This window comes from Scytonema sp. UIC 10036 (assembly GCF_009725235.1).
This window is the reverse complement of the sequence record NZ_WJFC01000039.1, coordinates 43,298-55,811: the sequence shown is the minus strand read 5'-3', so window position 1 is coordinate 55,811 and position 12,514 is coordinate 43,298. Positions and strand designations below refer to the sequence as shown.

The 12,514-nt window shown below is 39.6% G+C and carries 11 protein-coding genes and 1 pseudogene; 10 read left to right on the top strand and 2 right to left on the bottom strand.

Annotated elements, in window-relative coordinates:
• Positions 1-135 precede the first annotated feature (135 nt).
• Positions 136-1,785 (bottom strand): RNA-binding domain-containing protein, encoded by a 1,650-nt coding sequence (locus tag F7734_RS19585; RefSeq protein WP_155746244.1) that lies wholly within the window; start codon positions 1,783-1,785, stop codon positions 136-138.
• A gap of 287 nt (positions 1,786-2,072) precedes the next feature.
• Between F7734_RS19585 and F7734_RS19580 the strand changes: the two genes are divergently transcribed.
• The 8 genes from F7734_RS19580 (at position 2,073) to F7734_RS19545 (ending at position 7,095) form a co-directional block, all read left to right on the top strand.
• On the top strand, positions 2,073-3,338 hold the full coding sequence (locus tag F7734_RS19580; protein WP_155746243.1) for an ATP-binding protein: 1,266 nt from the start codon (positions 2,073-2,075) through the stop codon (positions 3,336-3,338).
• On the top strand, positions 3,335-3,979 hold the full coding sequence (locus F7734_RS19575) for a hypothetical protein (protein WP_155746242.1): 645 nt from the start codon (positions 3,335-3,337) through the stop codon (positions 3,977-3,979). The genes F7734_RS19580 and F7734_RS19575 overlap by 4 nt, the downstream gene beginning before the upstream one ends.
• Positions 3,980-4,356: 377 nt before the next feature.
• A complete protein-coding gene (locus F7734_RS19570; RefSeq protein WP_166482009.1) occupies positions 4,357-4,890 on the top strand; it encodes a DUF433 domain-containing protein in 534 nt (177 codons plus the stop codon).
• On the top strand, positions 4,865-5,266 hold the full coding sequence (locus F7734_RS19565) for a DUF5615 family PIN-like protein (RefSeq protein WP_347566238.1): 402 nt from the start codon (positions 4,865-4,867) through the stop codon (positions 5,264-5,266). The genes F7734_RS19570 and F7734_RS19565 overlap by 26 nt, the downstream gene beginning before the upstream one ends.
• A 275-nt stretch (positions 5,267-5,541) precedes the next feature.
• The gene (locus tag F7734_RS19560) at positions 5,542-5,739 is read left to right on the top strand and encodes a hypothetical protein (RefSeq protein ID WP_155746239.1); all 198 of its coding nucleotides are present in this window, start codon (positions 5,542-5,544) and stop codon (positions 5,737-5,739) included.
• Between the two features lie 92 nt (positions 5,740-5,831).
• Entirely contained in the window at positions 5,832-6,026 is a 195-nt protein-coding gene (locus F7734_RS19555) for a hypothetical protein (protein ID WP_155746238.1), read from the top strand.
• The gene (locus tag F7734_RS19550) at positions 5,977-6,198 is read left to right on the top strand and encodes a hypothetical protein (protein WP_166482008.1); all 222 of its coding nucleotides are present in this window, start codon (positions 5,977-5,979) and stop codon (positions 6,196-6,198) included. The genes F7734_RS19555 and F7734_RS19550 overlap by 50 nt, the downstream gene beginning before the upstream one ends.
• Before the next feature lie 183 nt (positions 6,199-6,381).
• A complete protein-coding gene (locus tag F7734_RS19545; RefSeq protein ID WP_155746236.1) occupies positions 6,382-7,095 on the top strand; it encodes a hypothetical protein in 714 nt (237 codons plus the stop codon).
• Between the two features lie 108 nt (positions 7,096-7,203).
• Here the strand turns inward: F7734_RS19545 and F7734_RS19540 are convergent, their stop codons facing one another.
• Entirely contained in the window at positions 7,204-10,218 is a 3,015-nt protein-coding gene (locus F7734_RS19540) for a HEAT repeat domain-containing protein (RefSeq protein WP_155746235.1), read from the bottom strand.
• Positions 10,219-10,352: 134 nt separating this feature from the next.
• On the opposite strand from F7734_RS19540, the gene F7734_RS19535 reads away from it, so the two are divergent.
• Together F7734_RS19535 and F7734_RS19530 are read left to right on the top strand one after the other, a co-directional pair.
• Positions 10,353-11,135 carry an SUMF1/EgtB/PvdO family nonheme iron enzyme gene (locus tag F7734_RS19535; protein WP_155746234.1) on the top strand — a complete coding sequence of 261 codons (783 nt, stop codon included), beginning with the start codon at positions 10,353-10,355 and terminating at the stop codon, positions 11,133-11,135.
• 123 nt (positions 11,136-11,258) lie between these two features.
• Positions 11,259-12,489 (top strand): annotated as a pseudogene (locus F7734_RS19530) (ISL3 family transposase).
• Positions 12,490-12,514 lie beyond the last annotated feature (25 nt).

Here is a 12,514-nt window from a genome sequence, read left to right as displayed (position 1 = left end):
CATTGTTAAAGGCTGAGGAGATGTTTGAGGAAAAGGTCATCTTGCGCGCGATCGCCACCACATGAGTTTTCTTACCCAGAACAGACTAAAAAAAGCGCGGCGCGTATTTAGAAAAGCGCGGCGCGTATTTTTCAGCTATGGAATGACGTAATATGCGCCCCGGCGTTGACCAACTAATTTTAATTGCTGAGCGTCTGTTAACTTCCGCAGCAAGCGCGTTGCTCGATCTTGACTAATACGACACAGTTCTATTGCTTCTTGTCGAGTGATTCTACCGTGAGTTTTCACGTAACTGAGAACCATTTGCTCTTGCTGTATGGAATCAAAGCCCGCTTGTCGAACATAATCGGCTGACTGTCCCAATTCTCGGTATACTTGAGAGCTTAAAGTGTAGGTACGTCCTTTTTTGACTCCATGCGCTTCTACTAAACCCGCTTCTACTAATCTTTCTAAAACACTACGAGCGATCGCTTCGTCTCTTTGAATAGCTTGGGCAAGAATGGTGGTATCTATACGTCTTTCATGACGCAATTGAGCCAAGGCGATGAGAGATTCAACTGGGAGTTGGCTTTGTCTGCGATTTTCTTCTTCAATAACAACCCGTAAAAGAGGTAAGTCAGCTTCTCCACCAGGAAGTCTGACAATGACTGAGTAGGCATCGCTGCGTCGGTAGTCAGGCGCAGGTCGCCCGTAGCGCAGTAAGCCCTGGTAGATTAAATCTACACCCCGCCCCGTGCGTTCAGCAAGTCCAATGCGTTTGATAGCATCAGCTAAGAAGGGGTTTCTTGGTCTAGGTTCTACAACCAACAAGTTATCTAAAGTGACACCTTCAACAAATCCCCCAGGGTTGCTGATAACAATACCATAGTCTTCCCAACGAACATGAACGGCTCCCAATCGGGTATAATCCCTATGAATAAGAGCATTGACAAACGCTTCACGAAATGTTCGTCGGTCGTAATTAGGAACGGGTACGCGAAATAAACCTACCTGCATTTCGTCTTCTTCGACACGCACTTCAAATTGCTCAATAACTCGCTCAAACAATTTCAACATAGGGGTACGGTAAAAATCGTTGACTCGCACTTGCGTACCTTCTAATAGTTGAAATGCTACTTCATGAGTCGGTATATGTTCGCGGATTGCTGCTTCTCGACCCAAGATTAATAATCCTGTAATTGTGGGAATGCGATCGCCATCACGAGAACGCACAAACCCCAAAGCACCATCTAGTTCTTCATCGCTCAACGATAAAAGTTTGCGATCGCCTCCATATCGTTCTATCAGTTGGCGCAACCGTTCCCGTTCTAGGGGATCTAAGTCAGCTACAGTAGACCCTGCTACTGGTAATGATGAATAATCGAGAACACCTAAATCGGATTGACGGCTAGAAAATTCGTAAGGATAGAAGGGTATGCATTGAGGAGTACCATCAGCTTGAAGGCGACGGCGTTGTAATAAACCATCGGAAGTTGCTACCAAGCGAGTGGATTTGGGTACTTCTATCAGAGCAATAGTTTTCCCTTCTTCCTGAATTGCTGTAACGCGCACGCTAATTGGTGGGTTGGTGCGGTTGGCAATCATAGCAGATAAAGTAGAGAGATTTTGATGTTGGGGGTGCAAACCAGTCACTCGACCATCATCTTCAACACCAAGGTAAAGTTCTCCACCATCAGTGTTGGCAAGACATACAACTGTTTCAATGAGTTCTCGGTCGGAAAGGCGCGAGCGATCGCTTTTAAATTCTACGGTGAGAGATTCTTTTGTAGGAATAGTGCGTGTCATTTTGACATTTTATTAAATTGCTCGCAATGTTGTTGCCACTTTTTGGGTAATACCCATGTTAACCTTTCAGACTTGTAGGGGCGCAATGCCTTGCGCCCCTACGCTAGGTGATGATGGTTCGCGTTCATTAACAAATCAAACGTTGAGGCGCTACAAATAGCTAATACATATCTGACGTTTCCTGTCAATACGTAAGTCCTAGGTTTTAACGTTTGGAAAGAAAATTTAGTTTCCGCTCCAAACAGTAATGAGTATAATTCAACGATAACTCAAGTTGTACATAACACATGATTTCTCGAATAGAAGCATATAAATATCGTTGCTTTGACAAACTTGATATTCAGGTAGGTCAATATAATGTATTAGTTGGTCTAAATGGAACAGGTAAAAGTACGCTGATTGACATACCTCTATTACTTAGCGAAATTTTATCAAAGGGATTAGTACCTGCATTTTTGGAATCTCCGTCTATTCCAGGAGGTCGCAGAGTGGAAAGATTGCGGCATTTGCTTTACAAGCAACAAGGCGATAATTTTGGTTTTGCTATAGAAGCTCATTTACCACAAGAGGTTATTAGTCAGTTACTGAAACCTGAAGCGCTCAGTGCCGTAACAACTAGGAATTTACATCCTCAGTCTGTGCGTTATGAGATTAACTTGAAAATAGTTAGCGCTCTGGAGATTCATGTCAATCATGAATATTTATATATTATTAATTATAAAAATTTTGAGTCAGGAGTAGATGGAAAAGCAGGAATAAAAGAATTTTTTCATAAGCAAGCGATTGTTAAGCGAGACTTCGGAAATCAAGCGATTGTCATACCAGAAAATAACATTGGCGATCGCATCGAATTTGAACTAGAACCGCAAGAATTAGTTTTAGCAAATTTTCCACAAGATTTTCCTAATCCAGCTACACTTTGGTTGAAAAATTTTTTAGAAAAAGAGATAATGTGCTATGAGCCAAGCAAATCAATGTTAAGAAAAGCTTTTCCACCAAGTCAACAAAAAACTTTGCGTTATGATGCTGCAAATTTACCTTGGTTAGTTCTAAATTTGCAAAAAGAGCAACCAAATTTATTTGATTATTGGGTCGAACATATTAAAATGGGTTTTCCTAATTTGCAGACAATTCAAGCTGTGCAATCGGAGGAAAATAACTACGCTTATCTACAATTAAAATATTCTGGAGAACATATTGTTACATCTTCTGAACTCTCCTATGGAACGCTAAATATTTTGGCATTGACAATTCTACCTTATTTACCTCAAATACCAGGTGTAATTCTTGTAGAAGAGCCAGTTCACGGTATCCATCCTAGATTAATAGAGATAGTCCTACAATCTTTAAGTTCTTTGTATGATTCTCAAATTTTTATGTCTACTTATTCTCCGGTAGTTTTAGCACATACCGATCTAAAATCAGTCATTGTAATGAAAGAAAGTCAGGAAAATGGTGCAACAGCAATACCAGGGGATAAGCATCCGCGTTTTCAAGACTGGCAGGGGAGCATTGACCTTGGTTCCCTGTTTGCTGCGGGAGTACTTGGATGAGAGATTGTATCTTCCTACTAGCTGACAAAAATATGGAGGCTACATTTCTAGGTTTTTTAACGAGAGAAAAGTTTCATTTAAGTTTAGGAATTCGCCAATTTCAATTCGACCCCAGTGAAGATTTAATAGTAGACGAAAGTGGTAGCGATCCAGGAGTTTTCACCCGTGCTCATGAATTTCTCCGTCTTTATCAGAGAACACATCATCATGCTGTTATAGTTCTTGATAATGACTGGGAAGGTTCACCAGATGTCAAAGGTATTGAAGATCGCATCAGCCGTAATATGCTTAAGAGTGGATGGAAGGACAATAATTTTGCGGTTATTGTTATCAGTCCAGAACTAGAAGCCTGGATATTGCAAAATTCTCCTATTGTAGCGACAGCATTTAAATATAAACAAGATGTTCCCCTACGGCAATGGTTAGAAAAAAAAGGTCTCTGGCAATCTTCATCAGCTAAACCTAACGATCCTAAAAAAGCCGTTGAAGAGACTTTGAAGATTTCAAAAATTCCCCGTTCTTCAGCAATTTATCGTCAAATCACTAATCGAATTTCTGTGAAAGGGTGTCAAGATCCAGCTTTTCAGAAGCTTTGTAATACAATGCAGCAGTGGTTTCCTATTGAGGAGCAACAAGGATGAAAATTACCAACTTACTGGGGCAATAGATAGCGATCGCCTTCATCAATCATGTTTTTATAAATGGTGTTAGGGACTCCCAAATAAATAAACTACAATCAATCTTTTACGGGCGATGAAGATAACGCCTTTAGCCAGGTTTTATTTCAAAACTATTCCCTTGATACTAGCCAGCACAATTTCCGTATGCAAGACAACTTCCGCCTAACCACCGTTGTCAAAATTTTTGAAAATATGCTAAACTATTTCCTAGAAAGAGAATAGTTTATAAAAATACATTTGTATAATCAAAATCTCTGTCAAAAACAGTTTCAAAAGTAAAAAACTGTAGGCAGATTATTCTAAGTGGTTGTATAGTTTAAGGCTTGGAGGTAATACTTGTGTATATAGAAACTTTTACTCCTACTGAAGCTGCTGCATTTCTAGAACTTCCAACAAAGAAAATTTATAAGGAAGTAGAACATAAAATTATTCCTGAATCGCATCCTCCAAGACTAAATTTTGCAGCCTTAGTGTATCTACGTATAACTAAAGAGATCGACTTTATTACTGTTGATTCTCGCTCATTTCTTTATCAAAGCTTAGTTAAAGCTTTGGAGCAAAAGTTACCAACCATTGAAGTAGCAAGATTTATCAAACTAGAAGTCGATCTCATTGCAAAAGAAATGTTAGATTTTATCAAACAGTTTAATGCATGGAAAGAAAACTTAGTTTCCGATCCGAACATAATGAGCGGAGAAATAGTGTTTCCGAATTCTCGGCTTACGGTTCGTCGTATTGGTTCCATGCTTGATAGAGGCGAATCATTGGAAGTTATTCGTGAAGATTATCCTTATTTGACTGCAGAAGATATAAAATTTGCTCAAATCTACGTGAAAGCTTACCCAAGTGTTGGACGACCTAAAAAGAATTAAATTCCTAATTGATGAGGATCTTTCACCAGCTGTTGCACGTTATTTGTGTACCGAACATTTTATTGATGCAATTGCTGTTAGAGATCGGGGTTTGCTTGGTGCAAAAGACTATCAAGTTTTAGAATACGCTTTTAATGAAGAGCGTATAATCATAACAGCAAATGTTCGTGATTTTGAAAAGTTTGCTCGTACTACCGAAATCCATGCTGGCATTGTATTTATTTGCCAGGGAGATTTATCTCGAAACGAGCAAATTACTGTTGTACAAGAAGCCGTAAATGCAATAAATGATGAATTGAAAGTTGGACGTGATATGTTAAATCGTGTTCTATATATCGAAGAAGATGGTACTAAAAGGTTTGAAAATTTGGGATAAATCTTGTGAATGGTAACTCAAGTTGTGCTGAACGTATGATGTAACCCACCCCTTCTTTACTACCTCAAGTTAAAGCTTCAGACGATGAAGTTATAAGAGGATGTTTTAAAAGTCAGATTGATGTATCAAATATTTATTACCCCACCCTAACCCTCCCCTTGTAAAGGGGAGGGAACTAGATTTTTCTTATTTCCCCCCTTTATAAGGGGGACTAAGGGGGTAATAAATCACAGCCAACCACTTTTAAAACATCCTCTAAATGCTGCTTAATTGCATTGACGAGAGAAAAGTTTCATTTAAGTTTAGGAATCGGCCAGTTTAAATTTGACTCTAATGAAGATTTAATAGTAGATGAAAGCAGTAACGCTCCCGGAGTTTTCACCCGCGCTCGTGAATTTCTCCGTATTTATCAAAAAACACATCATCGTGCTGTTATAATTATTGATAATGACTGGGAAGTTGGCGGCGTCTGAAAGCTATTGAAGACTGAATTTCATCCATTTCAAAAGTAAAAGATATAGAGTATAAGACTGCCAACTGTTAAATGACTACATCGGAAATCACTATGTTTGAAAAACGTGCAATCGTTGTCAATAAAACCAACTTAAACTCTTCAACGTCGGACGCGGCTTATTGGCGAAGTCAGCCCTACACTGTTAGGCTTGCTGCTTTAGAAACTATTCGTCGCGAATTTCATCAATGGAAGTACCATGCTGAACCAGGATTTCAAAGAGTTTATAAAATTGTTAAACGAGCATGAGGTTCGCTACTTGGTGATTGGTGGATATGCCGTTGCCTTACACGGACATCCACGCTACACTAAGGATTTAGACATTTGGGTTGAAATGGAACTGAATAATGCTAAACAGCTAATGGATGTTCTCACGGCATTTGGTTTTGGTTCCGTTGGACTAACCCAAGAAGCATATTAACTATGGTACAAGTGTAGTTACAAACAATAAAGTTATTAACTGTCACACAAGTATAAGTACTCATTAGCTATTGAGCTATTGTGACTGTCAGGTTAGCGATGAAACAAGCTATCAAGCCATTCGGAAATTGCTATCTTTTGACAACAGTTATAATGCTGAGCATATTTAGCCAAAAATTGACAGATGCTCAAACCTTTGCTTCGTTTATTAAATCGCTTTAAAGTGGCAACTGGGCACGCAATTGATGAACCGCTTGCCATTGTCGATCGCATTGTTGCTGGGAAACACACTGAAGCTGACTTGCTACTGCTGCGCCAAATTTTAGCAATAGGCAAGAACCAATACCTAATGCAGTTGGGTAAATATAGTGTCAATATTGGACAGGGGCAAAACATTCAAATTGGCGATCGCATCTACAAAGGCGCACGTGCCGAAACGATACGACGGGTATTTCAGGAAGTTCTTGATGCTCGCCGCATACGTAGCTTGCTCACACATAATGAATTTGCTGCCAGAGTAGAGCAAGTTGCTCTAACAAATCACCAAGGGCTGTTAATTGGACGGGAAGTTCTTTGCCAAGAATTGAAAAATTTTCTAAGTGGAACCTATCGGGTCATAATTTTACATGGCTCTGGAGGTCTAGGCAAAACACGTCTGTTATTGTCATTACCAGAAATTATTCCTCCAGGGCGATCGTTGTGGTTCATTCGCAATGAAGCCGAGTCGATAGAACCAGAATTGGCATCACTAGAGCACAATCATCAGTATGTCATTGTTGTAGATGATGCTCACCGCTTTCATCTTTTATCTCAGTTGCGTGAGGTGATAATTCAATCACTTCAAGAAGCTATTGAACGTGAGGAGGGTGAGGAAAAACTCAGAGAGCGCAATTGGTAATTATATGTAACGTGCCAAATGCTATCTACCAATGAGCAAATAAAATCGGGTGAGCAAGGATGATTTTGTATGGTATCCATGCCCCTTTTTCTTCTAGTAAGGTATAAGTTAATAGTTCCAAGCTCGATAAAATACTGGATAGGATAATTTTTGAGCACAGTACCAAATAATCTCAAAGCACACCGCGTAAATTTCTGAGTTTTCTCTACCAGAATTGCTATCTATAAGTTTGTGTAAATTAGTAACTATTTTCGCAAGTTTTGCACTTTGGCGAGTTTGTTTTAGGCTTTCAACAACCATTTGAAGCTCCCCAGAAAAATTTTGATTTTTATAACTAAAAATTAAGTCAATCAAAAAATTTGTAGCCTCCTCATGTTCGGAATCAACTTGCTTTAAAGCAACTGCTGCTTGAAAACGTGTTAGTTCATCTTGACTGTCCTTTAACAAGGATGCCAAAGTTTTAATTACAACCGGACCATTACCAATTTTCCCCAGACATAGTGCAATCTCATTGTGAAAATATTTCCACTTCTCACTCTCAAACAGACTAATTACAGTAGCAATAGCTTTATGGCAGGCAACTGCTTCTGGCATATTTCTACCAACTTCCCCTAGGCTCCTGAGAGCCTCTATTCTTATGTCCTCATCCTCACTTAGCAACAATCTTAGAAGTACTCTAATCACTTTCCAACTATCAGGATCGATTTTTCCTAATACTTCAGAAATCCTTAAATCATCTTGTTCACTTTTGCTCTGTGCCAATGCTGGATTTAATATCATTAAAGCAAGTGATAAATCTAATTTTCCAAGGCTCTGGATGACTCGATAATTAATATCTAAAATTTTGCTTTTTGTCAAAACATCAAGTAGAGCCTTAATAACCTGCTTATTATCATTGCCAATTCTTTCCAAGCCAGCCGCAGCGAACATGATAGAAAATGCAAAATCTACTTGGCTGCCATCACCAACTTCACCTCTACCATTACATGTCCACCAATCCTCATCCTGCTCGATATATAACATTTGAATTAAAGCTGCAATTGCTTTCGGATTTCCTGGATCAACTTCACCTAAATCTTGAGCGAGATCGCTACGTTCAAAATAATGTAGGTCATTTTCATCTAAAAGAGAAGACAAAGTTGCAACTGCTTTGGGATGACCTGGCTCAACTCTGCCTAACTCCATAGCCACTTTACGCTTAACCTGGGGTAGAACAACATTATCTAGCAGACAAGAAAAAGCATTGACTACCCGTTCACGATCTGTTTCTAACAGTGCTATTTTCGCCTCTTGTGAAATCACTGAAGATTCCTCTAGAGTTAATTGAATTACCTTATTGATAATTTCATCAGCTTTATTAGATTTCTTAAATTCTGTAATACCAACAGATGCTAGAAAATAGGCGCGATATCCATAAAAGTTTTCACACATATCGTCAAAATCAACTAAAGCTTCAATCAAGGATTTTTTTTGATTTTCATTAATATTTTTTTGTCCTATCCAAAGCAAAAAAACTTCTTTCCAATACGGTTCAAAAATTCGATAACTGGCATCAGGGTGAGCGGGATTTTTTGGAAAATGATTGAGTAAAAAGTGCCAATCATCAATTGCTAATGCCGCAAAATATTCCTGAAAAGTGGGATGCAAGAACGCATAAACTGGCTTTCGGGGATTCTCGACATCAACTCCAACTTTATTCAGCCATCCTAACTCCAACGCCAACTGAAAGAATGATTCTGGCTCATCTGGAGTACCCAAAAACTCACAAACAAAGTCATGCCGTAACCGAAAGCGTATTGATTCCCTATCAATTGCCTCCCGTGCCAACTCTCCCAACTTTGTGTTTAATTGTCTGCTCTGTTCGGGCTTTGTATGAAACTGCTCCCGCTTCCAATCATAAAAATCCTCAACAAACTGATGATAAAGTTCTGTCTTAGTTTCTGGTAACTTCCCTTCCCTTAAATACCAGTTAAAACACAGCAGGCTCAGTCGCAGTGGGTTCTTCACCAAATCCCGAATCCGCCCCTTTCCTGGTGCCTTGAGTGCTGCACATAATCGCCTCCCCTGTTCTATCTGCGGCTCTGGTATTAAACTAAACCACTGCCCAATAAACTGCTCTACTTGTTGTGGATAGCAAAACTCGAGCGTGCGATAGGTATCAAACGTATGTAGTGCATTGCGATTGCTATCCCACAGATTCAACCGACTGGTAAGTACAATTCGCGCCTGTGAGAGTAAGCCTCCCATCCTAAGCTGCCGCGAAATCTCTCCCAAGGGATTGCCGGATGACACCTGCATTTCATCCGCCCCATCCAGCAACAGCCACACTCGCTTCTGCTGAAACTGGGAAACGAAGGCATCCTGAACTCGTCCAGAGGCTTCCGCTTGTCCCAACTGTCGGGCAACCTTTTGCAGCCATCGTTCTAACAAATACGGCTCTAGTTCTTGTCCCCGCAAATCTGCTAGCGACACCCAAATGGCAATTGCTCCCTCTATCTGCTGGGTCACCCATTGGGCAATCTGCTGTAACAGTGTCGTCTTTCCTGCTCCCGGTTCACCAATGATGGCAATACGCTTACCCCAACTTTTAGGGCTTTTCCCTTGCCCCAGGACTTGGTCGAGAAACTGCTTGTGTTCAAAACATTTAGTAATTTCTATCTCTTCATACAAGGCTGAACCTTGGTCTGGCAAAACATCCTCCCCTCGCCTGGTCTGCTTTTTCCGCTCCACCAGTCCTAGGGGCACATACACTTGCTTCGTACTGTAGGTGATGCCTCCGTCACGGGTTAGTATGTTGGTGGTAAGATCCAGCTCCAGCTGCTCTTTCATTATCACTCGACTGATATTATGCCAGTCAATTTCTATTGGGCAGGTTTGCGGAGAGAGTACCTCTTGCAGTATGGCTCGGATAGACTCGGCATCGGTTCCTTGGTAGTGGCGAGCGCCAATGTGAATATCCCCTCCCTGCACTTGTCCAATAATGGTGTTAAATTTGCCATCCTGAGAAACAAATTGCAGACTACTAACTCTAAGCCACTGTCGTAGTGTCGCTGCATCCTCTTGGGAGTAATTACCTGTGAGGATACGATCAAAAATTACAATCAATTCATCAGGTTTAGGCATTTGCTGACAGAGATAGAGATGAATGGTGTGATAATAACTGTTGAGAAAGTGGGTAATCGGCTTTTAAAGCATCTTTTAAGTTTCCACCACACAGAACATCTCTTAAAATATAACAAGCAAAAAATGGGTGAGATATGACTACCACCCCTGATGAATTAGTTGCAATTCTTGACCGCATTCTTGCAGGTATTCGAGATGAAGAGGAAATTACCCTGCTCAGGCGATCGCTGAAAATTAGCGGTAGTACCTTGCAATACGTTTCTCAGGATGGCAAGTTCAACACTAATATTGGACAAATAACTGGGGGCGAAGTTCACTTTGGCGATCTGTACCAAGGTGCAGATGCTGAAACAATTAAGGCTGTTTTTCGAGAACTATTACCGGAGTTAGTTCGCACTATTGGTATAGAAAAATTACCTCAGCAAAATTCTCAAATATTTCTCCCGTCTAATTTATCATCTCAGACTACAGATAAAAACGTTGTCACGACACCCAATTCAGAAACGCAACTACTTCCATCTACAGCTAAACCAGCGCTCGCAACTTTTGAGTTTGAAGTGGTGACTGTAGATGTAGATGGAAGAGAAAATAAGCGTTCCCGTAAACAGGCTGAGTATTTTATAGAAAATTTGGGTGGTGGTGTTGTTCTAGAGATGGTTTCCATCCCAGAGGGTAAGTTTCAAATGGGAGCATCACAAGATGAAGAAGCATCCCAAGAAGATGAACGTCCCCAACATATAGTCACTGTTACTCCTTTCTTTATGGGCAAGTATCCTATCACCCAAATGCAATGGAGAGCCGTGTCAAAACTCCCAACAATCCAACGTCATCTTGATGAAGAACCATCCGGTTTTAAGGGAGATAAATTACCGATAGAGTATATTTCTGGTTCTTCAGTACTTGTTATGCTAAAATAACAAGTACTGAAGAGGGAACAGGGAACAGGGAACAGGGAACAGTGAGGAAAGGAACGAAGTTTTCTGCTTGCTTTGTCTGATGATACTGTTGGAAGTGTGATGGTCATGGTAAGGAAAAAAGGCATTAAAGCTCTGACAGAGATTCTGGGTATAGAAGGGGTAAAAGTCATATCGCATCGGCTTCATGATGGGATTGGACTGATACTCCAGACGGAACCAACGTCATCATATAGTATTTGTCCACGTTGTGGAAACTCAAGTCATAGATTACATCAAAATCATCGATACATAGTGAAAGACTTGCCCTTTGGAGAAAAACCAGTCTTTTTAGAAATAAACAGAAGACAATTCAAATGTGATTCATGTAAAAAACCTTTTAGTGAAGACTTAAATTTCGTGAATCGAAAAAGAACTTATACAAAAAGATTAGCCCAGAAAATAATACAAGACGTTTTAGAAAATGACATACACAGTGTCGCATCTAAAGGGATTGTGACGACAGAAGAAATAGAAAGAATGCTGAAAGATGCATCTACTGAAATATCTTCATCAAAACCTTTAGGGTTAAAAAGACTTGGAATCGATGAAATAGCTCTGGTGAAAGGTCATGGAAATTACTGTGCGGTTTTAATAGATTTGGATACATCTAAACTCATAGCGATGTTACGTGGACGGACACAAGAAGTCGTGAAAAAAATCTTAATTGAGTGGGGTTCGGAGGTTTTAGATAAAATTGAAGAAGTGAGTATAGATTTATGGCAAGGATACAAAAACTTAGTGAAAGAATTAATGCCTAACGCGCAATTAGTAGCTGATAGATTTCATGTAATGATACAGATAAATAAGGAAATAGATACACAAAGGAAGAAAGAAAAGAATCAGATAGAGTCAGTTATTAAACAAGCCAAATATCCCCAAGATAAAGTAGACAGTGAAAAAATACTACAAGGACTTATAAAAAGTAAATATGTCTTACTTAAAAATGAAAAAGAGCTAAGTCAAGTCCAACAAGATAAATTAATTGAAGTAAAACAAGTGTCTCCTAGTCTAAAAATCATGCATGAATTAAAAGAGGAAATTCGACAAATTTTTGAAACGACAAATAATTGGTATGACGGATTATTTAAACTAGGGATGTGGTTATCAAAGGCAAAAAAACATTTTCCTAATAGTTATAATACAATCCTTCGCTGGTTTGATGAAATAATTGCCTACTTTGATAACAGGACGACTAGTGGTGCTGTTGAAGGCATTAATAACAAACTTAAGCTAATTAAACGTGCAGAGGACTGGATTTAGAAACTTTGATAACTTCCGGGTTCGGTGCTTATTAAATTGGTCGTTTAATTGTTAGTTTAGTTTTCATTAGTTTTTGAACA

Bases quoted from the DNA above. Each gene is read 5' to 3' on its own strand.
- F7734_RS19545 (WP_155746236.1), top strand. From the start codon at position 6,382: ATGCTCAAACCTTTGCTTCGTTTATTAAATCGCTTTAAAGTGGCAACT.
- F7734_RS19540 (WP_155746235.1), bottom strand. From the start codon at position 10,218: ATGCCTAAACCTGATGAATTGATTGTAATTTTTGATCGTATCCTCACA.
- F7734_RS19585 (WP_155746244.1), bottom strand. From the start codon at position 1,785: ATGACACGCACTATTCCTACAAAAGAATCTCTCACCGTAGAATTTAAA.
- F7734_RS19550 (WP_166482008.1), top strand. From the start codon at position 5,977: ATGCTGAACCAGGATTTCAAAGAGTTTATAAAATTGTTAAACGAGCAT.
- F7734_RS19575 (WP_155746242.1), top strand. From the start codon at position 3,335: ATGAGAGATTGTATCTTCCTACTAGCTGACAAAAATATGGAGGCTACA.
- F7734_RS19535 (WP_155746234.1), top strand. From the start codon at position 10,353: ATGACTACCACCCCTGATGAATTAGTTGCAATTCTTGACCGCATTCTT.
- F7734_RS19555 (WP_155746238.1), top strand. From the start codon at position 5,832: ATGTTTGAAAAACGTGCAATCGTTGTCAATAAAACCAACTTAAACTCT.
- F7734_RS19580 (WP_155746243.1), top strand. From the start codon at position 2,073: ATGATTTCTCGAATAGAAGCATATAAATATCGTTGCTTTGACAAACTT.